The 26,765-nt window shown below is 71.5% G+C and carries 23 protein-coding genes; 13 read left to right on the forward strand and 10 right to left on the reverse strand.

Going from position 1 to position 26,765, the window contains the following annotated elements; translation table 11 throughout:
* Positions 1-22: 22 nt before the first annotated feature.
* The 7 genes from AB0H28_RS26570 to AB0H28_RS26600 all read left to right on the forward strand — a co-directional run bounded on the left by AB0H28_RS26570 (position 23) and on the right by AB0H28_RS26600 (position 10,339).
* Entirely contained in the window at positions 23-2,509 is a 2,487-nt protein-coding gene (locus tag AB0H28_RS26570; protein ID WP_358045618.1) for a caspase family protein, read from the forward strand.
* Positions 2,510-2,547: 38 nt separating this feature from the next.
* Positions 2,548-2,772, forward strand: coding sequence for a hypothetical protein (locus AB0H28_RS26575; RefSeq protein ID WP_358045621.1), 225 nt, complete (start codon positions 2,548-2,550; stop codon positions 2,770-2,772).
* Between the two features lie 129 nt (positions 2,773-2,901).
* Positions 2,902-3,897: a hypothetical protein gene (locus AB0H28_RS26580; protein WP_358045623.1), complete on the forward strand. Its 996-nt coding sequence runs from the start codon at positions 2,902-2,904 to the stop codon at positions 3,895-3,897.
* A 45-nt stretch (positions 3,898-3,942) separates the two neighbouring features.
* Positions 3,943-6,345, forward strand: a complete 2,403-nt coding sequence (locus AB0H28_RS26585) for a CHAT domain-containing protein (RefSeq protein WP_358045626.1) — start codon at positions 3,943-3,945, stop codon at positions 6,343-6,345.
* Positions 6,346-6,367: 22 nt separating this feature from the next.
* Complete coding sequence (locus AB0H28_RS26590; protein WP_358045629.1) at positions 6,368-9,301, forward strand: CHAT domain-containing protein; 2,934 nt, start codon at positions 6,368-6,370, stop codon at positions 9,299-9,301.
* An 11-nt stretch (positions 9,302-9,312) separates the two neighbouring features.
* Entirely contained in the window at positions 9,313-9,561 is a 249-nt protein-coding gene (locus AB0H28_RS26595; protein WP_358045632.1) for a hypothetical protein, read from the forward strand.
* Positions 9,562-9,613: 52 nt separating this feature from the next.
* A complete protein-coding gene (locus AB0H28_RS26600) occupies positions 9,614-10,339 on the forward strand; it encodes a DUF6008 family protein (RefSeq protein ID WP_358045635.1) in 726 nt (241 codons plus the stop codon).
* 114 nt (positions 10,340-10,453) lie between these two features.
* On the opposite strand, the gene AB0H28_RS26605 is transcribed toward AB0H28_RS26600, so the two are convergent.
* Positions 10,454-10,597 (reverse strand): hypothetical protein, encoded by a 144-nt coding sequence (locus tag AB0H28_RS26605; protein ID WP_358045638.1) that lies wholly within the window; start codon positions 10,595-10,597, stop codon positions 10,454-10,456.
* Positions 10,598-10,633: 36 nt separating this feature from the next.
* Positions 10,634-11,614: an alpha/beta hydrolase gene (locus AB0H28_RS26610; protein ID WP_358045641.1), complete on the reverse strand. Its 981-nt coding sequence runs from the start codon at positions 11,612-11,614 to the stop codon at positions 10,634-10,636.
* A 372-nt stretch (positions 11,615-11,986) separates the two neighbouring features.
* Between AB0H28_RS26610 and AB0H28_RS26615 the strand changes: the two genes are divergently transcribed.
* The 3 genes from AB0H28_RS26615 (at position 11,987) to AB0H28_RS26625 (ending at position 16,529) form a co-directional block, all read left to right on the forward strand.
* Positions 11,987-12,214, forward strand: coding sequence for a hypothetical protein (locus tag AB0H28_RS26615; RefSeq protein WP_358045644.1), 228 nt, complete (start codon positions 11,987-11,989; stop codon positions 12,212-12,214).
* Between the two features lie 143 nt (positions 12,215-12,357).
* Positions 12,358-14,628, forward strand: coding sequence for a glycoside hydrolase family 44 protein (locus AB0H28_RS26620; RefSeq protein WP_358045647.1), 2,271 nt, complete (start codon positions 12,358-12,360; stop codon positions 14,626-14,628).
* A 362-nt stretch (positions 14,629-14,990) separates the two neighbouring features.
* The gene (locus AB0H28_RS26625; protein WP_358045649.1) at positions 14,991-16,529 is read left to right on the forward strand and encodes a non-reducing end alpha-L-arabinofuranosidase family hydrolase; all 1,539 of its coding nucleotides are present in this window, start codon (positions 14,991-14,993) and stop codon (positions 16,527-16,529) included.
* 64 nt (positions 16,530-16,593) lie between these two features.
* Here the strand turns inward: AB0H28_RS26625 and AB0H28_RS26630 are convergent, their stop codons facing one another.
* From AB0H28_RS26630 to AB0H28_RS26645, 4 genes are read right to left on the reverse strand one after another with little or no spacing between them, the layout of a single operon-like run.
* A complete protein-coding gene (locus AB0H28_RS26630; protein ID WP_358045651.1) occupies positions 16,594-17,652 on the reverse strand; it encodes an ABC transporter ATP-binding protein in 1,059 nt (352 codons plus the stop codon).
* Positions 17,649-18,500, reverse strand: coding sequence for an ABC transporter permease (locus tag AB0H28_RS26635; protein WP_358045654.1), 852 nt, complete (start codon positions 18,498-18,500; stop codon positions 17,649-17,651). The genes AB0H28_RS26630 and AB0H28_RS26635 overlap by 4 nt, the downstream gene beginning before the upstream one ends.
* 6 nt (positions 18,501-18,506) lie before the next feature.
* Positions 18,507-19,307, reverse strand: coding sequence for a molybdate ABC transporter substrate-binding protein (modA, locus tag AB0H28_RS26640; RefSeq protein WP_358045657.1), 801 nt, complete (start codon positions 19,305-19,307; stop codon positions 18,507-18,509).
* 37 nt (positions 19,308-19,344) lie between these two features.
* Entirely contained in the window at positions 19,345-19,764 is a 420-nt protein-coding gene (locus AB0H28_RS26645; protein ID WP_358045660.1) for a helix-turn-helix domain-containing protein, read from the reverse strand.
* 209 nt (positions 19,765-19,973) lie between these two features.
* Between AB0H28_RS26645 and AB0H28_RS26650 the strand changes: the two genes are divergently transcribed.
* Together AB0H28_RS26650 and AB0H28_RS26655 are read left to right on the forward strand one after the other, a co-directional pair.
* Positions 19,974-20,933 (forward strand): LLM class F420-dependent oxidoreductase, encoded by a 960-nt coding sequence (locus AB0H28_RS26650; RefSeq protein WP_358045662.1) that lies wholly within the window; start codon positions 19,974-19,976, stop codon positions 20,931-20,933.
* Positions 20,934-21,006: 73 nt separating this feature from the next.
* On the forward strand, positions 21,007-21,288 hold the full coding sequence (locus AB0H28_RS26655; protein WP_358045665.1) for a hypothetical protein: 282 nt from the start codon (positions 21,007-21,009) through the stop codon (positions 21,286-21,288).
* 10 nt (positions 21,289-21,298) lie between these two features.
* Here the strand turns inward: AB0H28_RS26655 and AB0H28_RS26660 are convergent, their stop codons facing one another.
* The 4 genes from AB0H28_RS26660 to AB0H28_RS26675 form a co-directional block, all read right to left on the reverse strand.
* Positions 21,299-21,826, reverse strand: coding sequence for an alpha/beta hydrolase (locus AB0H28_RS26660; RefSeq protein WP_358045668.1), 528 nt, complete (start codon positions 21,824-21,826; stop codon positions 21,299-21,301).
* 114 nt (positions 21,827-21,940) lie between these two features.
* The gene (gene argS / locus AB0H28_RS26665) at positions 21,941-23,659 is read right to left on the reverse strand and encodes an arginine--tRNA ligase (RefSeq protein ID WP_358045671.1); all 1,719 of its coding nucleotides are present in this window, start codon (positions 23,657-23,659) and stop codon (positions 21,941-21,943) included.
* A gap of 279 nt (positions 23,660-23,938) precedes the next feature.
* Entirely contained in the window at positions 23,939-24,997 is a 1,059-nt protein-coding gene (gene trpS, locus AB0H28_RS26670) for a tryptophan--tRNA ligase (RefSeq protein ID WP_358045674.1), read from the reverse strand.
* 291 nt (positions 24,998-25,288) lie between these two features.
* The gene (locus AB0H28_RS26675) at positions 25,289-25,732 is read right to left on the reverse strand and encodes a PRC-barrel domain-containing protein (protein ID WP_358045677.1); all 444 of its coding nucleotides are present in this window, start codon (positions 25,730-25,732) and stop codon (positions 25,289-25,291) included.
* Positions 25,733-25,865: 133 nt separating this feature from the next.
* Between AB0H28_RS26675 and AB0H28_RS26680 the strand changes: the two genes are divergently transcribed.
* Positions 25,866-26,123 carry a hypothetical protein gene (locus AB0H28_RS26680; protein ID WP_358045680.1) on the forward strand — a complete coding sequence of 86 codons (258 nt, stop codon included), beginning with the start codon at positions 25,866-25,868 and terminating at the stop codon, positions 26,121-26,123.
* The last annotated feature ends 642 nt before the right edge of the window (positions 26,124-26,765 follow it).

Here is a 26,765-nt window from a genome sequence, read left to right on the forward strand (position 1 = left end):
GGGCCGTCCGTCAGAAAGGGGTATGACGGGTAAGGCACTCCTGATCGGCGCAGCGACCCATGGTCTCAGCGGAGTCCGCAACGATGTCGAGGCGATGGCGCAGACCCTGCGGGCGCGCGGCTTCTCCGTTCAGCCGCTGGTGACGCCGCGCGCCACCCGGGCGGGAATCCTCGACGCGTACGAGAAACTCATCGCCGATGCCGCCCCTGACGAGGCGCACGTCGTCTACTACAGCGGCCACGGCGGCCGCATCCAGGGGCCGGACGGACGAACCATCCAATTCATCGTCCCGGACGACTACTCGGACTCCACCGATGACGATTTCCGGGGCATCACCGACCCGGAACTGTCCGTGCTGCTCGCCCGGTTGACCGAACGCGCGCCGAACGTCACCGTGGTGCTGGACTGTTGTCACGCCGCCCACATGTCACGTCAGTCCGGGCCACGGGTGCGTGCGCTGCTCCGGCCGACGCCGGGACAGTGGCAGCCGACGTACGAGTGCGTCGAGCGGCACGTCCACGGACTCATCGCCGGCGGCCTACCGATCGACCGACGCCCGCTGATCGGCAGCGACCGGGCGGTCCGAGTGGTCGCGTGCGCGCCGACGGAGGCGGCATTCGAGGACGCCAACCGAGACGGCGTCCAGATGGGGCTGCTCACCGACGCGCTGACCCGGTCGTTGCGGGAGACGGACAAGCTACGGGTCAACTGGTCGACGCTGATGGAAGCCGTGCGTCGCCAGGTGCAGGCGATCGCCTTCACCCAGCGGCCCGAGGCCGAGGGGCCATCGAGCCGGGTGCCGTTCGAGGTGACGGAGGTCGATCCGCTGGACGCGCTGCCGGTGACGGCCGACGGTGCGACCCGAATCCAGCTTCTCGGCGCACCGCTGCTCGGGGTCGAGGTCGGCGACGAGTTCGCGATCGGCGCCGACGGCACGGACTTGGGAACGGTCGCGGTCACCCGGCTGCTGCCCACCGCAGCGGTCGCCGAGCTGCCGCCCGAGATCGCCGGGCAGTCCCTGCCGCCCGCCACGCGGGCACGCCGGGTCGTCGCGGCCGCGCCCGCCATGCCGGTACGCCTGCCGGCTGACCACCCGGCGACCGCCGATCTCCTCAAGGCGCTGGCCGCCCGGACCATGCTGCGGCCGGCCGACCCGGACACCCGGCCGGCCGTCCAGGTGGTAGCGGACGGGCAGGGCCGGCTCGTCATCCGGGACGACTACGGCCCCCTTCACGCGCCCCGACCGGCGACCCGCGCCGACATCGCCGCGATCGCCACCAACCTTCAGCGGATCGCCCAGGCCAGCGCGCTGCGGCGGCTGACCGCCGACCCGGACCGGCCGCTTCGGCACGACCTACGCGTCGAGTGGGGGCGGGTGCGCGACGGGCGGGAGGAACAGCTCGAACTCACCGGGAGCCTGCTGTTCGCTCACGCCGACGAGCGCATCTGGTTCCGGCTGCGCAACGAGGGCGACCGCGCGGTGTACGTGTCGCTGATCGACATCGGCATCTCCTCCCGGATCGCCGTTCTGACCCACTCCGATCCCGGCGGCATCAGGTTGGCACCGGGCGGGTCCTACACCCACGGGTGGAACGAGGACCGGCGGCTGTTGACCGGTGTGCCGATGATCTGGCCGCCCGGCATCGACCCGGCGGTACCCCGGCCCGAGACCGTTCTGGTGCTGATCAGTGACGGTCCGGTGGACGTCTCGGTGCTCCAGCAGGGAGGGCTGCGCGACGGCCGCGTCCGGTCGGGGCTGGAGAACCTGCTCGCCCAGATCGCCCAAGGGGGGAGCCGCGAGATCGGTGACGCACCGGCGTCCCAGGTCCGCTACACGATCCAGCCGATCGACTTCACCGTCAGCCCGACTGCTCCACCCATCGCCGAGCGGGCGACGTTCCTCGTCGACGACCGCCCAGCCCAGCCGATCCGGTTGTTGGGGTCGCGCGGCACGACACCGATGCAGGTGGCGGTCCGCATCGCTGAGCTGACCGTGCACCGCAACCGGGCCCTGGGCAGCGCCGACGTCCGGGTGGACGCGGTTGTGCTCACCGGCGGATCGGGAACGCAGCCGGTCTACCGGGCGGCGACGATGCGGTTCGCCAACGTACGGGACGGCGAGCGGCTGCCGCTCGACAACGTGCTGATCTACCACGGTCCGGCGGTCGATTTTCTCGACCTCGCGGTCTGGGTCTCCCGCGACACCAGCGGCAGCCTTGCTCTCAGCGCGCTGCTCGAGCAGCGGCTCACCAGTCCGGCGGTGCAGGGTGCCGGTCTTCGGGTGGCCGAGCTGGCGCTGACCGCCCCGCACGCGGCCGTGGCGGTCGCCGTGGCGGGTGCCGGAGCGGTCCTGGTCAACACCGCCTACGAGCTGCTCACCGGCGTGGTGGGCCCGAGCATCGGGCTGTACCGCACCTCACTGCTGGCTCAGGAGCAGTTCGGTATCGGCCGCCACGAGCGGCGTCCGCAGGACTTCTCGTTCACGTTCACCGTGGACGGGGTGGCCTGACCGTCCACCATCCACATCACCGAAGGGATCCGAACCGCATGGACAAGAAGCTCATCATCAACCAGTTCGAGTGGTCGGTAGCCGACGAGGACGCGCTCGCCGTGGCCGAGGCCGTCGAGCAGGCGATGGTCAACCGCACCACGGTCCAGCTACGCCTCTACGACAAGGAGCGACGCCCGGTCACGGTCTACCTCAACGGCGCCGCCGCGGCCTTCGTGGTGTTCGACCCGCACGGAGATCCGCGTCCCAGCCAGATGTCCTGAGTTTCGCCGGCGGCCCGTACGTATCGTGCGGGCCGCCGTACGTAATCTCCGGTATTCCGCCGCCGGCCCCTGCCCGTACCGCGCTCCTACCTCGACCATCGACGCGAAGGTCGAGGTAGGAGGGTTGTCGTGGCAGATTCCCAGAAGCAGTCCGCCGACGCGGACCGGGTCCGCGGGCTGGCCCGGCAGGGACGGTTGGCCCAGTGCTTCCGGCACGCGTCCGTCGAGGAACGCCGGCTGCTCCGCAGTGGCGCCTTCGAGATCGTTTGGCAGCTCGTCTTCCTGCGGATCACCCAGCCGCTCGAGCGCAGGCGTCGCCACCTGTGCGCCAAGGGCGTGCCCTGGCTCGCCCCGGACTGCCTCGACCGGTTTCACCACGACGTCGAGGCGGTCCTGGACGACCTCTTCGCCCACGCCGACGTGCCGATCGAGAACCTCGAAGGCTGGCTGGTCCGGTGGATGCAGCGTGCCACCGTCGACGGCTACCGCCGGCGCCGCGGCGAGCGCGGGGCTCCGCAGCGTCCGCGGGTACCCAAGAGCCTGATCGCCGCGCTCGGCGGCGAGCCGTGGATGGTCGAGTTGGCCAGGCTGATCCTCGACTGGGTCGGCACCGACGCCACCGCCGGTGGGTCACTGTGGCCGCTGGCCGTCTGGGCCGAGCGGCGTGCCAGGTTTACCGGCGACCAGCACGGCGGCGAGTCGACGGTCTCCGCCGAGGTGGAGACCGTCCTGGCCGCGATGCGGCGCCGGCCGGGGTGGTACGAGCGGACGGTGGAGGCACCGCTCGGCCGGAAGCAGGCACCGGTTTCGTTCTCGGCCGGTCACCCCGAGTCCGAGCCGCTCGCTCTGGTGGCCCAGCACGAGAGGGACGACTCGCTCCTGCAGGAGTTGGCCGCGCGCGCGATCGATCTCGTGGAACGGCGGATGACGGCCGGTGAGGACCTGCACGCCCTGGTAACCGACGTGCTGACCACGGTCTTCGGCGAGCTGACCACTGAGCATGACCTGAGCCGTTCCCCAGGCGAGGACCCGGTCGACCCGGACCGGGTGGCCGCCCTCATCAGTGACCGCAAGCGGTTGGACCACATCGTCGCGACCGTCGTGGACCTGCTCGGTCGGGCGTAATCGTCCGTCAGAACCGTAAGAGACAGACGGAGGGAGGGGACATCGATGAGTCGGCCGGAGGAGACGGACGTCGCCCGGCGGATGCGCGGGGTCGCCCGTGTCCAGCAGGTGCTGAGGACCGCCGCGGACCGGACCATGACCGACCCCCGGGCGGCCATGGCGGAGATCGACGCGGTGATCGCGGAACATCGCGGAGACCCCCACGTCGAAGCGCTGGCCGAGGCCGCCCGCAACGGCCTGGAACTGGCCGCCGGATACTCGGTCGGCGACGGGAGCCGGCTCCGGGCGTCGCTGACCGAGCTGGGCGGGATGCTCGCCGGCCACCCGGAGGGCGACCAGCTTCTCGGGCTGATGCCGGACTACCTGGACGCGTTACAGGCCCAACAGGGCGGGGACACCGAGACCGCCATGGCGATGCTCGTCGACCTGGCGGGCCGGATGAACGAGCTGCCGCAGGGAAATCTGCTGCGCGAGTCGGTGGCCGAGGTCATGCCGATGCTGCAGGCGCTGCAGGCGGCATCGCGTGGCGAGGTGAGCTCGATGCCGCTGCCGCACGCAGGGTCCTCCGACGCGGAACGGGCCGTGTACCTGAACACTCGGGGCGGCACGACCCTGCGGATGGGCGACGAACGGGACCCGGCGAGGATCGCTGCGGCGATCGGCGACCTGCGCGAGGCGGTGGCCCTCACCCCCGACCACCATCCGGATCACGTCTTCCACCTGGCGTCGCTGGCGCTGGGCCTGAACCACCGCTCGGAGGTCACCGGTTCGCTGTCGGACGTGAGCGAGGCGGTCACGCTACTGGAGCGGGCGCGGGAACTGGCCGGTGGTCCGGAAAATCCCTACTGGTCGTACCTCACCGGCATGCTCGGCCAACTGCGGCGCCGAAGCGGCGAGGCGTCGCCCGCCCGGCTCGCCATGCTCGAGGGGCTGCGCGGATACGCCTGGCGGGTGCTGCTGGAACCCGACTCGGCGACCGCGCGTGACGTCGCCCGGCAGGCGGCCGTCGAGGCGATCGCCGCCGCCGGCCGATGCCTGGTGGACCAGCAGCCCGAGGACGCGCTCCGGGCACTGGACGGCGGACGCGCACTGATGCTTTTCGCCGCGACCGAACTGCGCGACCCGGGCACTCGGCTCACCGCGGCCGGTCACCCGGAACTGGCCGCCCGATGGCGGGCGACCGAGACTCCGGACCCCCGGCTACGGGAGGACGTCCTGCAGGTCCTGGCGCGCGATACAGGGCTGCTCGACCCGCTCGGCCTCGACGAGATCCGGGACGCCCTACGCCGGCTCGGCGTGGACGCGCTGGCCTATCTCGTACCGGCTGACCCGCCGGCGCCGGGCTGGGCGGTGATCGCGCCGGCCGAGGGTGAACCGTGGTTCCTGGCACTGCCGAACCTCACCATCGGTGAAGGTACCGACGTCGAGCGGTACCTGTCTGCCGTGGCCAGCCGCTCGCCCGAGCTGACGACGCGTGAGGTCGGAGCGGACGATCCGGCCGAGTTCGCGGACCGGGTCGACGCGCTGTGCGGCTGGGCGTGGAAGGCCGCGATGGGGCCACTGGTCAAGCCGTTCCTCGGCACCGACCACGTGCCGCGTCTCGTGCTCATCCCGATGGGCGACCTGGCCCGGGTGCCGTGGCAGGCGGCCCGCGACCCGGACGGGACCTACGTGGTGGAGCGGGTCGCGCTCGCCCAGGCCGCGTCCGCCCGGATGTTCTGCGACACGGCCGCGGCCGAGCCGGTCCGGTTGACCTCGGGCGGCATGGTGCTGGCCGACCCGGACACCGGCCGGCGCGCGGCCGACCTGCGATCGGCGCGCCTCGAGGCGTATGGGATCCACCAGTCGTTCTATCCCGCCGCCACCTACGTCGGCCGGTGGCCGAACGGAAAGGTCAGCCCCTCCGGGGCGGGCACCCCCGACGACGTACGCGCCTGGCTGCTCGCCGACGGCGCCCAGGCCGGTACGGTGCTCCACCTCGCGTCGCACGGGGTGATCGAGACGGCTCGTGCCTCGGCGTCGTCGCGTCTGCTGCTGGCCGGCGGGGACCTCACCGCGGACGAGTTGATCGCACTACTGGCCGGTCCGAACCGGCATCCGATCGCGCTGGTCGTGCTCGCCGCCTGCCACACCGGCCGCTCGATCCACGGGTACGACGAGGCGTACAGCCTGGGCACGATGTTCCTGGCCGCGGGTGCCCGCTCGGTGCTCTCCACCCAGTGGAGCATTCCCGATCAGGACACCTCGCTGCTGATGTACATGTTTCACCACTTCTTGACGGCCGAGCACCGCGCTGTCTGGGACGCACTGCGCCGGGCGCAGATGTGGATGCTCGACGGCGACCGGCGGCCGCCCCGGACCATGCCGAGCCCGTTGCGTCGCATGCTCGCCGACACCGATCCGGCGCGGGTGGTGGCGTGGGCCGGCTTCACCCACTGGGGACAGTGACCGACGGAAGGGCGGGAGCGCCATGCAGGACCCCATCGAGCGGCTCCGGGAGGAGCTGTCCCGGCTGACCGGCCCGGCCCGGCTGCCGAAGCTGACCCAGCTCGGGCAGGCGCTGGCCACGGACTACTGGCGGGCCGGACCGGGGCGGCCCGCGGCACTCGGTCTCCTGTCCGCCGCGATCGAGGCGTGGGACGAGGCCTACCGGCTGGTCGACCCCGGTGACCCGGCCCGCGGCCAGGTGGCCGTCCAGCTCGGCTGGCTTCTGTCGGCCCGGCACAGTGCACACGGCAGCGGGCCGAGGGACCGGGACAGCGGCATCTTCGTGCTCACCGAGGCCACCAAGTTCACCAACCTGCCACCGATGCAGGCAGCCATGGCTCGCATCGCGTTGGGTCAACTACACCTGGCCCGGGCCACGGAGGCGATGAGCCCGGCTGCCGCGCGGAGTGGCTTTCTCGGTGGGGGGTCGTCGGGTGCGGCCCAAGACGCCGACGAGGCGGCGCGACTGTTCCGGGAACTGCTCGCCGGGCCGGTACTGAGCACCGATCTCACAAGCATGGTCCGCGCCATGCTGGCCGTGGCCGAGTCGATCCATCCGCTGCTCAGCGGTGACCTCGCCAACTTCGACCTGGGCAGGATCATCGACGCCATGTCGCGGCTTCAGGACGTGCAGCGCAATGGGCTGCCGATCAACCTGTGGAACCAGGCAAACATGGCCGATCCCCTTGACTATCCGGTCACCGTCATGCGCGGCGACGGGCGGTCCGCCCCGGTGGTGCCGCCACGAAGTCCCACGCCAGCGGCAACCGCAGCGGCTACGGGCACCCAGCCAACCGCGGCCCGCCGGATCGCCAGGGAGCAACTCGCTGCTCTGGCCGCTGACCGCGAACGGCCGGTCTGGGAGCAGGCCCTGACGATGCTGCTGGCCGGTCCGGACGGGATCGGGCCCGGTGACCTGGATGCTTTCGTCGGGGCAGCGGCCAGCGCGGTGGACACGCCGGATGGTGGTGACTCGGTCGAACGCGGCCTCGACCGGCTGCTGTCGGTGGTCGGACTGTGCCTTCGGCAGCGGCGCGACGGCAGCGGCTGGGACGACGAGGACGCCGGCGGCGACGCCCGCCGGGCCGCCGCGCGAGACCTGCTGGCCGCGACGAGGTGCATACCACCCGACCATCCCGCCGCAGTCACGATCGTGGAGGCGGCCGGTGGGCTGCTGGACGAGACCCGGCCGCTGTCGGGCGCCGTTGCCGAGATCGCGGACGACCTGCTGCGGTACGCAGAACGGATGGAATCGCGGCCGCCCGTGGTGAGCGCGCTCGCCGAGCTGTGCCGTACGGTGATCGCGCTGCACTCCGGTAGCCTGAGCCATCCGGACCCGCTCGCCGCCGTGGCCGCCGTGCCGACCGGTCACGCCTGGCGGGGCCCGCTCGACACGGCCGCCGCACACGCCCGGCTCGCCGTAGCGGTGCACAACTGCCTCCCGGCTGCGGGCAGTGCGGGCAGTGGCGGGGATCTCACCGCGGTTCTCGACGCGCTGCTTCGCCACGATCCGACCGATCTCCGATCGGCTCTCGACGCCGCCGCAGACCGGTCGTCACCGCCGACCCGGGCCGTTCTCGCCGGGGCTCGCCTGCGCTTGGGCGACGATCTCGACCGCGCGATCACCCTGCTGGCCGATGTCGTCGGGCTGCTCGACGAGGGTGGCCTGCGCACCCGGACCTGGTGGCGGCTCGCCGAGGCGTACCGGCGGCGGGGTGCCGCCGGCGACACCGAACGGTGCCGCAACGCCGGCCGGAACGCGCTGGACGGCGCGGACGTCGACCCGGGCGACGCAGCGCGCTTCGCCGGATGGATGCTGGCGGAGGGCCGGGGGGCGGAGGCGTTCGCCGCGCTGGAGATCGCTGCGGTCGCACCGAAGCGGGCCGGGGTCGACTCGCTGACCCACGACGTGCTGGCGGTCCTCGTCGGAGTCGTGCCGGCCGAGGCGCCCATCGCGAGCGTGCCCACTCCGGCCGAGGTCGCCGCCGCGGTCCGTGCTATCGGTGCGGCTGCCCTGCTCTATGTGCACCCGACCGACGATGCCGGGCTGACCGCCGGGGTGCTCTGCCTCGATCCGGCGACCGGTCAGCTCGATGTGCTCGCGAACCTCCCGGTCACCGATCCGCTCGTCGCGGACGACCCGGGTTGGCCGGCGATCCTCGGTCGGTGGACTGCAGGGCGCCTCCTGGTGGCCGCCACGGGCGAGCTGAGCCGCGTGGGCCTGGTTGCGGTGTGCACCGGAGACGGGCGTCGGCTGGGCCAGCAGGTCGGCATAACCGACGTTCCGTCCGGCACGCACGTCGTCCGGTTGGCGGCGCGGTCCATTCCGCCGCTGACGGACGAGCCGGTGTTCGTGGTCAACCCACGCGGTGACCGGAACGACGCGATGGCCGAGGTCATGATTCTGCGGAGGCTGTTCTACCCGAGGTCGGTCTGTCTCGGCCGAGCACTGGAGCCGGTTGACGGGGTGGGTGGGCCGGAGGACGTACGCAAGCATCTGGCCAGAGCGTCGGTCCTGCATCTCGCGTGCGGACTGGACGGGACGGCCCTGCAACTGGCCGGCGAGGAGTTGTTCGACCTGGCGTCGGTAAGCGGCGCCCGCGGCATGGTCGTCCTTTCCGCGCCGGTTGCGTGGGATCTTGTGCCAGCGCTGCTCGACGCCGGGTTCGCAGGGGTGATCGGCTGGCGCTGGGCAGTGCCGGCACCGTTCGCCGCGCTCGCACTCTTCCTCGTCCATCTGGAACTGGTCGACAACCGGAGACCACCGGCCGAGGCGGTCGGCATGGTGCAACGGTGGATGCTCGACCCCGATCGAACCGTTCCGCCATACCTGCCCGGCGCTTGTCTGAACACCGTCAATGCGACTGACCTGACCCGACCGACCCTGTGGGCCGCGTTGGCGTACAGCGGCCGCTGATCGGGGCCGAGATGGCCGAGGACGTGCGAGATCTGCTGGTTCGGGAGCTTCGGTGCGCGGTGGCGGACCGGATCACGGGCGGCATCCACCCGGACGAGATCGCGGCCGGACTGGCCCGGCGGCTGCGCCGGATCAAGCAGTTGCAGGAGGATGCGGCCAGGTCGGGGAGCTGTGCTTGGAACAGCACCGAGGGTCGTGCTGGTGGCCGCAAGTTCGAAGAAGCCAGGATTCGTGCCGCGCGTAAGGATTGCAGGGAGTGATCAAGTGATGACAGTGGCAGAGGTGGATCGGTAGCAGAATCCGGAGGCGGTCGTGGGTGGTTCAGTTTCCTTCTGGGATACGGCGGGAGCGGTCGTCCTGGGCCTGTGGGCAGTTGTCATGTGGGCCGCGGTCGGCGTTCTTGCGTACGCGAACCATGGTCCCGTGCGTCCGTGGGTGTTCACCGGGGCGACGGGGGTGATCGGCCTGGGGGTCCTCGGGCAGATCGGCCACGTGCAGGAGCACATCGCCCAGGCCGGTTACTGGGTGGCCCACCCGAACGCGAAACCGTGGATGACGCCCTGGGGCGACGGACTGGCCAATGGGTTCGGGCAGGTGGACCCGACAAAGCCCTCATTGGGCATGGAGGTCCTGCATCTCACCGGCAACTTCATCTTCCTGGCCGGCCTGGCCGGGATCATGTTGATAACCAAGCGGGCGGCGTCGACGGTGTCGCGCAGGTGGGCTCGGATGGGGGTGTGGATGCAGGGCATCCACGGCCTTGAGCACCTGTTGCTGACGTTGTCGGTGGCGTTCGGAGCCAAACAGGCGATCGGCCTGTCCACCTGGTTCGGTACGCTGCAACCCGGGCCGGGCCTGTGGACGTACCGGATCTGGTGGCATGCGCTTGCCAACCTCGTGGGTTCGGTCATCTTCGCGATCGCGCTCTATCACCTGTGGCGTGAGCGAAAAGTCGTCCGAGCCGCCTACCAGCCTGCCGTCCACCCGACCGCGACCAGGGTGATCGACGATCGGATGGTCGGCGCTGCCTCGTCGTGAAAGTCCGGAGCGGTTCAGCTGGTCAGGTCGCGGCGGTTGAACGCCGCTAGGGCGATGATCAGCAGCACCGCGGTGGTGCCGGTCAGGATGGCTCGACCGTCACCGCCCGCAACGTCAGCTACGACGCTCGCTCAGTGCCGGCGGCAGCACGACCTTCGGCTTCCTGGACTCGTCGAGCGGCACCCACGGCGTACCGTCGTTGACCTGCGCGGCGAGCTGACAGGCCGGGTGGGCGACGGCGCGATGTCCGTCGCCCACCCGGCCGGAGCCGCAGCCCGGCTCAGTTCGACCCGCTCAGCCGAAGAACGCCCGCAGGTGCTGGACGAGCACCTGGGGCTGCTCGTCCACGAAGTAGTGCCCGGTGTTGTCGATCTGGACCAGTTGCGGGTTGGTGGCCTGCTGGCTCAGCGTCGCGGCGAAGCCCGGGTAGAAGATGTCGTGGGCGATACCCAGGACCGGGACGGTGATCGGCGAGTACGTCTCGTTATCGAGAATGTCCTGACCCAGCGCCTTGTACCAGCCGTTGCCGCCCCGAATGGCGTCCGGGGTCGAATAGGCCAGGGCGTAGACGGCCCGGTCGAAATCATTGATCGCGGCCTTGTTGACCAGGAGATTGTCGAACATCCAGTCGATGAGGAACCGGGACCGGCCGGTGATGAGCTGCTCCGGCAGTTGCGACACCTGGTTGAAGGCGAACCACCAGGGGTGGAACGGGGCACCCGGCGCCGGCAGCATGCGGAACTCGTAGTAGCTGCTGTTCGGGTGGGCCACGTCCAGCATGGCGATCTTGTTGATGACCGAGGGGTGGTTCGCCGCCATGCTGTAGGCGACCATCGACCCCATGTCGTGACCCACGACGTTCACCTTGGCGTAACCCAGCGCCCCGGCCAACGCCGCGATGTCCGCCGCCATGGTCTTCTTGTCGTACCCGGACGCGGGCTTGCTGGAGTTGCCGGCGCCGCGCAGGTCGACGGCGATCACGCGGTACCGGGTGGCCAGCGCGGGCATCACCTTGTGGTACTCCCACCACGTCTGCGGCCAGCCGTGCAGCAGGATCAGGGGTTCCCCGCGCCCGCCGGCGACGTAGTGCAGCCGGATTCCGTTGACGTCCGCGTACCTGCTCGTGAACCCCCCGGGAAGGGCGGCTGCGAGGTCGCCGGCGGACGGAGCGGCGATCCGCGCGCCGTCGGTTGACGGTGCGGCCTGTGCCGCGGTGCCGGTCGCCGCCGCGGTGACCGCGCCGGCCCCGAGCGCGATCAGCTTCCTTCTGTTCATGGAAGACACGCATGCTCCAGTTCTCTAGACGGTGCCAAGGATCTTTACCGACTTCGGTAAGTGCAGGCTCGTGACAAGGCCACTCATGCCTGATGGTCGATGGGAAATGACTGATGAGACCTAATTTCCTGCGCCTGCGTCCGATGGTCGGGATTGCCATCAACGGGAATGCCGTCAACGGGACAGACGACGATCTTAACCACATTCGTGGACGTGCTTCGAGTTGATCTCTTGATTCACCGAGTCGATGTTGTCCGGTTGTGGCCGGCCCGCCGTTGGGTGCACCAGGCATCAGCGCAGGTCGGTGCATAACTGGCCGCTACCCGGTCGGCGTTCGTGGTCGAGGTGGGCGGAGCCGCATTTTTCGGCTCGATGACGGTGCCGAACAACGCCAGCCTCGGCAACACCGAGCGCAACTTCACCTTCGACGGCGGTTCTTCGGTGTTCCGGAACGACACCTCGTGCTACGGCGGCCCGAACGACCGGATCGTCGGCAACTCAGACAGCTCGAACCAGTTCTGGTCCGGCAGCAACGGATCCCGGTGCGCCCAGTACTCCGGCGCCCTCGGCTGGTCCTTCGCCCGGGTGGTCACCCCGTAACCCATTGCCGACGCCGGCGGCGGTGTGGGGAGGTCGACGCGGTGCGTCCCGACGCCCCGTGTGTTGACGCGGTCCGCGAATCGGGGCAGGCTGTGGCAGCGCTCCCAACGGCGAGCTTCGATTTCCTCAGGAAGGAAGAGCTCGTGCGTCCCACCACAGCACTGCTTCCGGTCGTGCTGGCCGCCACCCTCGGCGGCCTGGCCCTGCCCACGCCCGCCCAGGCCGCAGCCGGTCCGGCGCTGGCCGTCGACGTCACCGCCGGCCGGCACGCGATCAGCCCGTACGTCTACGGGATGAACTTCGCCGACGAGGCGCTCGCCCGTGAGCTGCGGCTGCCGGTGCACCGGTACGGGGGCAACGCCACCACCCGCTACAACTTCCGGACCGACACCACCAACCGGGCCTCGGACTGGTACTTCGAGAACATCCCGAACGACAACCCGGATCCGGCCAGCCTGCCGGACGGCTCGGAGAGTGACCGCTTCGTGCAGCGGAACAAGGCCACCGGCACGGACACGATCATGACGGTGCCGATGATCGGCTGGGTCGCCAAGGACCGGGCCCGGGCGTGCGGCTTCAGCGTCGCCAAGTACGGGCCGCAGGAGTCCACCGACCAGTGGGCGCCGGACTGCGGCAACGGCAAGAAGCCGGACGGCAGCCTGATCACCGGCAACGACCCGGAGGACACCAGCGTGGCGGCCGGGCCGGAGTACGCCGGCGACTTCGTCACCCACCTGAAGGAGCGGTTCGGTGCCGCCGGCGCCGGTGGGGTCCGGTTCTACAACCTGGACAACGAGCCGGACCTGTGGCACTCCACCCACCGCGACGTCCGCCCGGTCGGGCTGGGCTACGACGAACTGCGCGACCGCACCTACGCGTACGCCGCCGCGATCAAGGCGGCCGACCCCGGCGCGAAGACGCTCGGCCCGGTCGGCTGGGGTCTGAACTCGATCTTCTATTCCGGGCTCGACCAGGACACCTGCTCCCGGACCGGCTGCTGGTCGAACCCGCCGGACAAGGCCGCGCACGGCGGTCAGGACCTCGGCCCGTGGTATCTGGACCGGATGCGCGAGTACGAGCAGCAGCACGGCAGGAGGATCCTCGACTACTTCGACGTGCACCTCTATCCCCAGCAGTCCGGCGTGAGCGGGTCGGACGCCGGCGACGCCGCCACCCAGGCGCTGCGGCTGCGCTCGACGCGCCAGCTCTGGGACCCGACGTACACCGACGAGAGTTGGATCAACCAGCCGGTCCGGTTCATTCCGCGGATGCGGGAGCTGGCCGACGAGCACTACCCGGGCACGAAGATCGCGATGACCGAGTACAGCTGGGGCGGGTACGGCTCGCTCAACGGCGCGCTCGCCCAGGCGGATGTGCTCGGCGTCTTCGGCCGCGAAGGGCTCGACCTGGCCAGCCTGTGGACCGCGCCGGCCGCCGACCAGCCGGTGGCCGACGCCTTCCGGATCTACCGGAACTACGACGGCGCGGGCGGCGCGTTCGGCGAGACCTCCGTCCGGGCCACCAGCGCCGACCAGGGCAAACTGGCCGTGTACGCGGCCGAGCGGGCCGCCGACAAGGCGTTGACCCTGGTCGTGGTCAACAAGAGCGGCGACGACCTGACCAGCCCGGTGTCGCTCACCGGCGCCCCCGCTGGCAGCGCCGAGGTCTACCGCTACAGCGCGGCGAACCTGGCCGGGATCGTCCGGGAGGCCGACCAGCCGGTCACCGCCGACGGCTTCACCGCCATCTTCCCGGCCAACTCCATCACCCACCTGGTGCTGCCGCGCGGGACCACCCCCGGTGACACGAAGCCGCCGACCGCGCCGGGCCGGCCGACCGCCGGCACGGTCACCGCCGACAGCGTCGCGCTGAGCTGGGCACCGTCCACCGACGACACCGGCGTGACCGGCTACGACGTGCACCGGGTCGACGCCAGCGGCACGGTGAAGGTGGGCAGCGCGACCGGCACCTCGTACACGGTGACCGGGCTGAGCCCGGACTCCCCGTACACGTTCGTGGTGACCGCCCGGGACGCGGCGGGCAACGTCTCGGCGGCCTCGCCCGGGCTGGCCGTGCGGACCGCGCCCACCACCCCGGCCGGCGGCTGCGCGGTCGGTTGGGCGGCGAACAGTTGGCCCGGTGGCTTCACCGCGACCGTGACGATCAGGAACACCGGAAGCACCGCTGTCGACGGCTGGACGTTGGCCTTCGACTTCCCCACCGGCACCCAGAAGGTCGGTCAGGGCTGGTCGGCCACCTGGAAGCAGGACGGGGCGGCGGTGACCGCGACGAACCTGAGCTGGAACGGCCGGCTGGCCCCCGGTGCGTCCACCAGCATCGGCTTCAACGGCACGTGGAGCGGCACCAACCCGGCGCCCACCGCGTTCAGCCTCAACGGCCGCCGCTGCGGTTGAGTCATCGCCGGGCCGGCGGCGGCGACGCCCCGGCCCGGCGACGTAGCCGCGTCAACCTCCGGGTCAGGCGATGCTTGTCGATGTTAGCGCCATCATCACCGGGGCTGGCCCGGTTTGGGCGCGCGGCAGCCGGGTCGGCGACCCGCAGGTTGGGTCGGGGAACGAGCTGGTCGATGATTCGGGAAAGTTACGACTTGACGAACGCCATGTTATCGCCCACATTCGATGGTCAAGGACGAGGCTGCGGCTTACCGGGCGGGTCTGCCTTGTCGAGATGTTGTGCGCGACCGCGCGGACGACATCTTGTTAGCGCTAACACCCGACGGGCCCCCCGTCCGGGTTCAGGCCATTCGAGGAGGATCATGTTTGGCTTCGGTAGGTCCCCATCGGTCATCTCGCCGCCGTCGCGGCGGCGGGCCTGGTTGCCGCGGGTCGTCGCGGCCGGCGTGACGGCTGTGGTGGCCGGCGTCGGCGCCACGGCGGTGCTGTCCACCCCGGCCGCCGCGGCCTCGGTCGACACGAGCGCCTGGTACGTGCTGGTCAACCGCAACAGCGGCAAGGCGCTGGACGTCTACAACCTGGCCACGAACGACGGCGCGCGGATCGTGCAGTGGGCGCGCAACAACGGCAACCAGCAGCAGTGGCAGTTCGTCGACTCGGGCGGCGGCTACTACCGGCTGCGGTCGCGGCTCTCCGGCAAGGTGCTCGACGTCTACAACTTCTCCACCGCCAACGGCGCCAACATCGTGCAGTGGGCCGACCACAACGGGACGAACCAGCAGTTCCGGCTGGCCGACTCCGACAGCGGCTACGTCCGGATGATCAACCGGAACAGCAACAAGGTGATGGAGGTGCAGGGCGCCTCGACCGCCGACGGCGGCAGCATCGTCCAGTACGACGACTGGAACGGCAGCAACCAGCAGTGGCAGCTCGTCCGCGTCGACGGCGGGGGTAACCCCACCCCACCGCCGACCACGCCGCCGCCGGGTGGCACGTGCAACCTGCCGTCGTCGTACCGGTGGTCCTCCACCGGCGCGCTGGCCCAGCCGAAGTCGGGCTGGGTGTCGCTGAAGGACTTCACCGTCGCGCCGTACAACGGCCGGCACCTGGTCTACGCCACCACGCACGACAACGGCTCGTCCTGGGGCTCGATGAACTTCGGCCTGTTCTCCAACTGGTCGGACATGGCCTCGGCCAGCCAGAACGGCATGTCCCAGGGCACCGTCGCGCCGACGCTGTTCTACTTCGCCCCCCGCAACATCTGGGTCCTGGCCTACCAGTGGGGCCCCACCGCGTTCTCCTACAAAACCTCCACCGACCCCACCAACCCCAACGGCTGGTCCTCCGCGCAACCCCTGTTCACCGGCAGCATCTCCGGCTCCGGCACCGGCCCGATCGACCAGACCCTCATCGCCGACGACCAGAACATGTACCTGTTCTTCGCCGGCGACAACGGCAAGATCTACCGAGCCAGCATGCCGATCGGCAATTTCCCCGGCAACTTCGGCTCCACCTACACCACCATCATGAGCGACAGCACCAACAACCTCTTCGAAGCCGTGCAGGTCTACAAACTGCAGGGCCAAACCCGCTACCTCATGATCGTCGAAGCCATCGGCTCCCAGGGCCGCTACTTCCGCTCCTTCACCGCCACCAGCCTCAGCGGCTCCTGGACCCCCAACGCCGCCACCGAGAGCAACCCCTTCGCCGGCAAGGCCAACAGCGGCGCCACCTGGACCAACGACATCAGCCACGGCGAACTCATCCGCACCACCGCCGACCAGACCTTCACCGTCGACCCCTGCAACCTGCAACTGCTCTACCAGGGCCGCTCCCCCAACTCCGGCGGCGACTACGGCAAACTGCCCTACCGCCCCGGCCTGCTCACCCTGCAGCGCTGACGACGTCGCCCGACACCTGAGATCGGATCGAGCCGGCCTCCCCACTTCGGGGAGGCCGGCCCCTTCAGGCGGGGTAGGCGCGGGTCTCGGCCGCCTTGACGGCCGCCCACACGGCCCGGCCCGGGGCCAGGTCCAGGTGACTGGCGGCGGCCGGGGTGATGTCCGCGGCGACCGCGACCGGGCCGTCCAGTTGCACGCGCAGGTTGTCGCCGTGGCGTTGCAGCCCCGCGATGACGGCGGGCCAGGTGTTGCGCGGACTGCCGTCCGGCCGACGTGGGTGCAGGGCGACGGCCGACGGCGGGAACGCGACGAACGCGTCGCCGTGCAGGGCGTCGGCGACGGTCAGGGTGAGCCGGCCGTCGACCCGTACGGCGTCGCCGTCGGCGACGCCGCGGTAGAGGTTGAGGCCGACGAGACGGGCGACGTAGTCGGTGCGCGGCCGGGCGGTGACGGCGGCGGCGTCGCCTTCCTGCACGACCCGGCCCTCCTCGACGATGACGAGCCGGTCGGCCAGCACCAGGGCGTCCAGCGGATCGTGGGTGACCAGCAGGGTCGCGCCGGGATGGGCGGCCAGGTGCCGGTGCAGTTCGGCGCGGGTGTCGAGCCGGGTGCGGGCGTCGAGGGCGGCGAGGGGCTCGTCGAGCAGCAGCAGCACCGGGTCGACGGCCAGGGCCCGGGCGAGCGCGACCCGCTGGGCCTGCCCGCCGGAAAGCCGTCCCGGCCGGCTGCGCGCCTGGGCGGCCAGGCCGACCCGGTCCAGCCAGTCGGCGGCCCGACGGCGTGCCTCGCGCCGGTCGGCGCCGTGCCGCCGCGGCCCGAACGCGACGTTGTCCAGCGCGCTCAGGTGCGGAAAGAGCAGGTAGTTCTGGAAGACGACACCGATCGGCCGGTGCTCGGGTGGGCTCCAGCGGCGCTGGTCGGGTCGGTCGACGTCCCGCCCGGCGAGGACCAGGTGGCCGGCGGTCAGCGGTTGCAGGCCGGCGAGGGCGCGTAGCGCGGTGGTCTTGCCGGCGCCGTTGGGACCGAGCAGCGCGACCACCTCCCCGGCGCCGATGCGCAGCGACACGTCCAGGCGGAAGGTGGCCCGGTCGACGACCAGGTGGGCGTCCACGACCGGGCTCATGCGCTGGTGATCCACTTGTCCCGCAGGCCGGCGAGGACGGCCACCGACACGGTCAGCAGGACCAGGCTGAGCACCACCGCACCGTCCAGGTCGCCGCCCTCGATCGTCTGGTAGACCGCCAGGGGCATGGTCTGGGTGACCCTGGGATAGTTGCCGGCGAACGTGATCGTGGCACCGAACTCGCCCAACGCCCGCGCCCAGCACAGCACCGCTCCCGCGGCCACACCCGGTGCCACCAGGGGCAGCGTGACGTGGGTGAACGTGGTCCAACGGCTGGCACCGAGGGTGGCGGCGGCCTCCTCGAAGCGGGCGTCGGCCCCGCGCAGCGCGCCTTCGACGGCGATGACCAGGAACGGCATGGCGACGAACGCCTCCGCGACCACCACGCCTGTGGTGGTGAACGGCAGCGTGAAGCCGAACGTGCCGTCCAGCCAAGCGCCGAGCAGGCCCCGGCGGCCGAACACCAACAGCAGCGCCACGCCGCCGACCACCGGCGGCAGCACCAGCGGGACCGTGACCAGCGCCCGGACCAGCCGGCGGCCGGGAAACCGGGCGCGGGCCAGCAGCCAGGCCAGGGGTACGCCCAGCAGCAGGCACACGCCGGTGGCGACGGTGGCGGTCTGCAACGACAGTCGCAGCGCGGTCAGCGCGCCGGGCTCGGTGAGCCGCTGCGGCAGGCTGGTCCACGGTGCCCGGGCCACCAGGCCGGCCAGCGGCAGCACCAGGAACAGCAGGCCGAGCAGCGCCGGCGCCAGCAGGGCCGCCGGCACCCGTTGCGCCCGACGGCGACGCGGCGGCCCGCCCGGTCCGGGGCGTACCGCCGGGTCGTGTGTGCCGGTCGGGGTCATCGCCGGTCAGGGTCCCTGGAAGCCGGCGGCGGTCAGGGCGGCGGCGCCCCGGTCGGACCGGACGTGGGCGACGAAGGCCCGGGCGGCGGGCTTGTTCGGCGCGTTCCGCAACACGACGATGGGATAGTCGTTGATCGCGCCGGCGGATTCTGCGAACTCGACGCCGTCGACGTCGTCGTCGGCGGCCCGGGTGTCGGTGCGGTAGACCAGCGCGGCGTCGACCTCGCCCAGCTTCACCTTCGACAGGGCGCCCTTGACGTCCTGCTCCAGGGTGACCGGGGTGAGCTTCACGCCCGCGCTCGTCAGCGCCTTGGTCGCCGCCGCGCCGCAGGGCACCTGCTCGGCGCAGAGCGCCACCTTCAGGCCGGGCCGGGTGAGGTCCGCCAGCGCCTTGACGCCCTTCGGGTTGCCCTCCGGCACCGCGATGACGAGCTGGTTGCGCGCGAACGTGGTCGGGGAACCGTCGGCGTTGCCGGCGTCGACCACGGACTGCATGTTCTTCGGGGCGGCGGAGGCGAACACGTCCGCCGGTGCGCCCTGGTCGATCTGGTTGGCCAGCGCGGAACTGCCGGCGAAGTTGAACGTCACCGTCACGCCCGGGTTGGCCGCCTCGAAGTCCCTGCCGATCCGGGTGAACGACTCGGTCAGCGACGCCGCCGCGAACACCGTCACGGTTCCGGTCACGCCGGACGCCGACCCGGCCGGCGCGGAACCCGCCTCGTCGGTGCCGCCGCCGCAGCCGGCCGTCCCCGCCATCGCCAGGGCCGTCATCCCGGCCAGCGCGGCGCGCACGAGACGTGCACCCATCGGCTCACTCCTTTCTCGTGGGTTCCGGTGCCCGGATTCATCCGCCGGCACGTGTCCGGTGGGCCGGGGCGGACCGTTCGACCACCACAGTGGTCGACTTGATCACCGCGACCGCTACCGAACCGACCCGCAGGTCCAGTTCCTCGACCGCCTCGCGGCTCATCAGCGAGACGATCCGGAACGGCCCGGCCTGGATGTCCACCTGGGCCATCACCGTGTCCTTGGCCACCGCTGTCACGATCCCGCGGAGCCGGTTGCGGGCCGACGACTCCTCCGACCGGCCGTCCGGCTCGGCCGCCTGCGCGCGGACGAACGCGGCCAGCTCGACGCCGTCGATCACCCGGTGACCCTGCTCGTCGCGGGTGGCCGGCAACCGGCCCGCGTCCACCCAGCGGCGCACCGTGTCCGTGCTGACGCCGAGCAGAGTCGCCGCCTCACCGATCTGAAACACCGCCACACGGGCAGCCTACCGGCACGCATCTGCAATCAGAAGCTACCCTTCGTCACTGCTGATGCAATGCCTGAATGCTGATCCGGGCCGCACCTGCGGTGGCAGCCGAGCGGCGGGCCGGCTTGTCGGGCAGGTTTTCCGTTCCGCCGGTTTCGGGCGGGCCTGGGGGGAAAGTGGGAGCGAGGAGCCACGTTGTCAGAGACGGGACACACACCATGAAGATCGGTTACAAGCTGTCCAGCGAGGGATTCGGGCCGCAGGAACTCATCCGGCAGGCTGTGCGGGCCGAAGAGGCCGGGTTCGACTTCGTCGAGATGAGCGACCACTTCCACCCCTGGCTCGACACGCAGGGCCACTCGCCGTTCACCTGGACCGTGTTCGGCGCGATCGCCGCGAAGACCGAGCGGATCGGCCTCGCCACCGGCGTCACCTGCCCGAGCGTGCGCTACCACCCGGCGATCATCGCGCAGGCCGCCGCGACCCTGGCCATCGTCTCCGACGGCCGGTTCACGCTCGGCGTGGGCGCGGGGGAGCGGCTCAACGAGCACGTGGTCGGCCAGGGCTTCCCGGGCGTGCGGGTGCGGCACGAGCGGCTGCGCGAGGCGCTGGAGATCATCCGGCTGCTCTGGCGGGGCGGCTACCGGTCCTACGAGGGCAAACACCTGCAGCTCGAGGACGCGCGGGTGTTCGACCTGCCCGACGAGCCGCCGGTGATCGCGGTGGCCGCGAGCGGGCCGGTGTCCGCGGCGATCGCCGCGGAGTGCGGCGACGGGCTGTTCGCCACCGAGCCGAAGCCCGACCTGGTCGAGGCGTACCGCAAGGGGGGCGGTGACGGCCCGCGCTACGCCGAGGTGCCGATGGCCTGGGCGCCCGACGAACAGCAGGCGGTCCGCGCGGCCTGGGAGACCAGCCGGTGGGCGGCGACCGGTTGGAAGGTGATGAGCGAATTGCCGAACCCGGTCAACTTCGAGGCCGCCTCCCGCACCGTCACCGAGGACGACATCCGGCAGCAGTTCGCGGTCGGCCCCGACCCGGATACCCACGTCGCGGCCGTCAAGGAGTACGCCGACGCGGGCTTCGACCACGTCGTGCTCCAGAACGCCGGCCCGGATCCGGACGGCTTCCTCGACTTCTACCGGGACACCCTCGCCGAGCGCCTGCGCGCCCTCGGCTGACTTGCTGCTGCACCCCGACGACTGAGTACCCGTACCGATGGCCGGAGCGGCCGGGGCGACGACAATTCTCCCCATGCGAACCCGAACCATGATCGCCCTGGCCGCGGTCGGCCTGAGCGGACTGACGCTCACCGCCGGCTGCTCCTTCAAGGAGTCCATCTGCGGCAACGGTGAATATCCGGCGATCGCGGTGGGCGCGCAGGGCGGCAGCGCGTGCTTCCCGGAGGGCCAGGAGCCGACAGCGCCGTACGTCCGCTATCCGGAGGGCAAGGTTCCGCAGCACGTCGACGACGAGTGGGACGTCTACTGGCGGACCCACGGCATCGACGAGAACAACCGCATCATCGAGCGCTGAGCGCGACCGGTCAGGCCGGGGAACGGCCGGCGACGAACTCCTCGACGGCGGTGCAGACCCGGCCGAGCGCCTCGGCGGAGCGGGCCAGCGGGCCGGGCGTCATCATCGAGTGGTCGGCGTCCGCCACCTCCACCACATGCGGCGTGAGCCGGCGGGCCACCGCACCGTCCCAGGACGGGTCGGCGGTGCCGCCGGCCAGCAGGAACGGCGCGGTCGCCCGGCCCAGCGGGTCGCGGACGGCCGGGTCGTGCAGCAGCGGGGTCAGCCAGACCGCCGGGATGCCCCGGTCGGCGGCGAGCGGGGCAGCGAAGCTGCCCAGCGACTTGCCGACCAGCAGGTCGGCGCCGGCGTCGAGGACGGGCGCGAGCTGTGCTGCCACCCACCCGGGCGCGGCGTCCAGGCGCAGCTCGTCCAATCGCCAGGTCACCTCGTGCACCTCGAAACCGAGCCGGCGCAACGCCTCCGCGAGGTAGACGAAGAGCGGACCCCGGGTGTCGTAGCCGCGCCCCGGGGCGAGCACCGCCCGCCGATCCGCCATGGTCGCCTCCCGTCCGTCCGGCCGAGGCTCAGGCTAGCCCCTCCGGCTATCTGCGCGACCCCGAGGGCAACGTGGTCGAGGTGCAGTCCTGGCTGCCCCGCTGACCCGGCCCGCTCACAACCGCTCCGGCGTGCCGATGCCGAGCAGGTCCAGCCCCTGGTGCAGCACCCGCGCAGTCACCTCGCACAGCGCCAGCCGGCTCTCCCGCACGGCCCCCTCCGTGCGCAGCACCGGGCAGCGCTCGTAGAACGCGCTGAACGCCGACGCGAGCCGGTGCAGGTACGCGGCGAGGTGGTGGAACTCCAGGCTGTCCGCCACCTCCTCGACCACCGCCGGGAACCCGAGCAGCTCGATCGCCAGCACCCGCTCGGCCGCCTCGACCGGCGTGACGACCGCGCCCGGCAGTGCCGCCACCCCGGCCCGCCGGAAGATCGACCGGATCCGGGAGTACGCGTACTGGAGGTAGGGCGCGGTGTTCCCGTCCAGCGCCAACATCCGTTCCCAGTCCAGCACGTAGTCCTTGTGCCGGTCGCTGGACAGGTCGGCGTACTTGATCGCGCCGATGCCGACCGCGCGCCCCACCTCGGCCGCCTCCGCCTCGCCCAGCTCCGGGTTGCGCTCGCGGGTCAGCGCGGTGGCCCGCTGCACCGCCTCGGTCAGCAACCCGACGAGCTTCACCGCCCCGCCGGCCCGGCTGCGCAGCATCCGCCCGTCCGGCCCGAGGATCGACCCGAACCCGACGTGCTCGGCCCGGGCCGGCGGGGCCAGCCAGCCGGCCTGCGCGGCGGTCGCGAAGACCATCTCGAAGTGCCGCCGCTGCGGCAGCCCGACCACGTAGAGCAGCCGGGTCGCGCCCAGCGTGCCGGTGCGGTGCCGCAACGCGGCCAGGTCGGTCGCCGGGTAGCCGTAGCCGCCGTCGGACTTGCGCACGATCAGCGGCAGCGGCTCGCCGTCCCGACCCACCGACCCGGGCGGAAACACGCAGTCCGCGCCGTCGCTGCGCCGCAGCAGGCCAAGGCGGTCCAACTCGTCGACGGTCGGCGTGAGCAGGTCGTGGTAGGTGCTCTCGCCCCGGAAGTCGGCCCGGGACAGGGTCACGTCGAGCAGGTCGTAAACGGTCAGGAAGTAGCTCTCCGACTGCGTCACCAGCAGCCGCCACAGTCGCACCGTCGCCGGGTCGCCGCCCTGCAAGGCCACCACCCGCCGCCGCGACCGCTCCCGGAACGCCGTGTCGTCGTCGAACTTCCTGCGCGCCGTGGCGTAGAACCCGTCCAGGTCACCGATCGACAGTTCCTGCGCCGCCTCCGCCTCACCCCTGTCGATCAGGTGCTCGATCAGCATGCCGAAGGGTGTGCCCCAGTCGCCGAGGTGGTTGGCCCGCGACACCCGGTGTCCCAGCCACGCCAGCGTCCGCGCCGCCGCGTCCCCGATCACCGTCGACCGCAGGTGACCGACGTGCATCTCCTTCGCCACGTTCGGCGCCGAGTAGTCGACCACCACGGTTTCCGGCTCGGCGACCACCGGCACCCCGAGCCGCGGGTCGGCGGCCAGCGCGGCGACCAGTTCGCCGAGCGCCCGGTCGGCCACGGTCAGGTTGAGGAAACCCGGTCCGCTGACCTCCACCGCCGCACAGAGGTCGGCCAATTCGGCGCGGTCCCGTACCTCCGCGGCGATCGCCCGCGGCGCCCGGCCGAGCCGCCGGGCCAGCGCGAGCGCCGCGTCGGACTGGAAGTCCGCGTGCTGCGAGCGCCGCACGACCGGATCCACCGGCTCGCCGGCCACCGCCGCGAACGCCGGCGCCAGCCGGTCGGTCAACACCTTTTCAAGATCCATGGGTACGCCGATCTCGCTCGATCCGCCGCGCGGATCACCGGATGGGAAGGCGGCGGAGCGAGGACGATCGACGACGACCGGCGGCTCGATCCGCCGGTCGCAGGAGAGGAAGGCTCAGCGCAGGCGGTCGCGGGACCGCCGGCGTCGCAGCGCGCCGAGCCGGACGTCGGGGGACGCCGTCGGGTACGCCTGCCAACTGCTCATGCCGGTAGCGTAACCGGCCGGCCCGGGGGTCGCGCAACCGCGCACCCGGGACCGGCCGGTCGGCGTACCCGATGGTCAGGCCGGCGTGGCGGCGGCCTTGCGGTAGCGCTCGGCCCGTCGCCGCACCTGGGTGTACGCGCTGGTCAGGCCCATCGCCCGGCGGACCTCGACAAGCGTGGCGTGCACCTGCGCCCGGGTCCGTTCGGTGCCGGCGACGATCAGCTCGTCGACCAACCCCGGCTGGGCCTCGAACCGGGCCCGCCGCTCGCGGACCGGGTCGAGGAAGCGGTTGAGCGCGGTCGCCAGCGCCTCCTTGACCTCGACGTCGCCGACCCGGCCCGCCCGGTAGCGCGTCTTGAGGTCCTCGACCTGGGCCAGGTCGGGGTTGAACACGTCGTGGTAGGCGAACACGGGGTTTCCCTCGACCGTGCCCGGCACGTCGGCGCGCACCCGGTTCGGGTCGGTGTACATCCCCATCACCTTGCGCCGCACGGTCGCCGCGTCGTCGGCGAGCCCGATCGCGTTCCCCTTGCTCTTGCTCATCTTCCCGGCGCCGTCGGTGCCGACCAGCGTCGGCGTCTCCGACATGATCATTTCCGGTACCGGGAAGACCTCGCCGTAGAGGTGATTGAAGCGGCGGGCGATCTCCCGGGTCACCTCGACGTGCGCGGCGTTGTCCTTGCCCACCGGCACGACCTGCCCCTTCACGCAAAGGATGTCGGCCGCCTGGAGAACCGGGTAGCCGAGCAGGCCGTACGGCATCTCGTCCTTGCCGGCGTCCCGGCTCATCTCCTTGAGCGACGGCACCCGTTCCAGGCGGGGCACCGTGACCAGGTTCTGCAACAGCGTGTTCAGGTCACCGACCTCGGGGATCGCCGACTGGAGATAGAAGGTGGCGCGCTCCGGTTCGACGCCGGCGGCCAGGACGTCGGTGACCATCTCGCGTGCGTGGCGAGCCACCTGCTCGATGTCGGCGCGGGTGTTCCTGGTGGTGAGCATGTGCAGGTCGGCGATGATGAAGAAGCTCTCGTAGCGGGTGTGCAGTCGGACCCGGTTGGCGATGCTGCCCACGTAGTGGCCGAGATGTAGCCGCCCGGTCGGGCGGTCGCCGGTGAGCATGCGTGCTGAGGACATGGTGGTAGCCCTTTCGTGCCGGTCGTTGGCGGGGCCGCGCGGACGCGCGGGAACGACCCGGGTGCCGACCCGGATCGGTGGAGCGGGGCTCGTCAGTACGAGCGCCGCCATCGCCCGCCGGCGCGGAACCGCAGCCCACCGGCACGAAGAACGTCGAGAATCTGCTCCCGGCCGTCGCCGCCACGACCCGGGAGACCGGCAGGGGTCTCCGGGGCACATGTGCTCGGCCGGTGCATGCCTGACACGGTAACCGTTCGGTGGCCCTCCGGCAGCCCTCTCCCGCCCGGCGGTTCAGCCCTGCCGGTAACTCTCCGAGTAGTAGGTGCCGACCCGCTCCCGGTAGTCGGCGCGCGCGAAGTCGTCCGGGTCGAACGCCGGCGACTCCTTCACCTGCTCGCGGGTGCGGTCCACGTGTACGACGCGCTCCAGGTGGTCGACCCGGGCCACCGTCCCGGCCGGCAGCAGCACCTTCTTCCCGAAGATCCACGGACCGGTGTCGACGACCAGGTAACGGGCGTCGGCCGCCTCGCTCGCCTCGTCGATCGAGCCGATCCGGCCGTCGGTCGCCTCCACCCGGTAGCCGACGAGGTCGACAGGTGTGCCCGGACCAGGAGCGTCCACGCGGTCGTCGCCGCCGTCGGTGCGCTGCCGTGGCACGTCGTCCGGGCCGGTCTGGTCGTAACCCCCGGCGAGCGCGGCCGGATCCCGCCAGGCCCACGGATTGAACGGCTGCATGCTGGCACCTCCGCGATGTCGTCTCGGCACCGACGACAGTGCCCGCCCGGCCGGATCAGGAAACGCCGGGGCACGACGCCGAGCCGCCGCTCGTGCCGGTTCCGGCGGCGGTGCCGCTGGCATGCTGGCGACCATGGTTCTGTCACGTGGTTGGTCGTTGTTCCTGGTCGGCGTCGGGGTGTGGACCTGGGTGATCTGGCCCAGGTTCGCGGTCGCCATCTGGAACGACACCCGGGCCTGGTCGGCCGGCGTGGTCGGCCAGGGCGACCCGACCGGGTTTCTCTGGGTGCACGCGCTGCTCATCGCCGCGTCCCTGGCCATCGGTACGACGACCGGGGTCCTGGGGGTGCGCGGTCTGCTCGCCACGCGCCGCGCGGCCCGGACCCGCTAGCCCCCGCGCTTCGGCAGCCGGCCGGCTGCTCCCGGCGCTGCGCCGCCGCGTCTCCGCGCCGCTCCACGGGTAGGTGACCAAGTGCTCTGCGGTGCCAGCGTGATGCGGTGCTCCCGGCCAGGGGCCGCCTGAACTGCGAACATAGCTCCCGGGTGATGGTGTGACGCGGGACGCCGCCCCTGGATTTGACGATCAAACCCGCAACCGCGTAACTTTCTCTCTGCCAGCGCGGAACGGGGCAAACGGGACGAAAACCCGAGGTGCCGATCCGAGTGGCTGACCGGGTCGGATGAGGCGTTCGCGTCCCGAAGACACGGTCCGGGCGGGGCTCGCCGAAACGCCGCAGGGCGGATTTGGCGGAGCGGAACCGACCGGGTAAGGTTGTCGACCGGCAGGGTGCCGGGCGCGCTTGCGGGAAACCGCGGCGGCCGGTCTGCCAAATCCGAGGGTCAAGCGCAGCGGTTCGCCGCTGCGCGGGGTCACCGGTGCCAACCCGTACGAAGCATGACAGACCGGGACACACGGTTTGACACGGCAGAGACGGTGCGGTAACGTAGTAAAGGTGCCCGGCGCGAGAGCGGCGGGCGCGGTGAACGAAATGCCCCGGGTCGGGGCCCCTTGGATGGGGGGTTTCGGGCGGTG

This window comes from Micromonospora sp. NPDC050980 (genome assembly GCF_040653835.1).
Taxonomy (GTDB): Bacteria; Actinomycetota; Actinomycetes; order Mycobacteriales; family Micromonosporaceae; genus Micromonospora.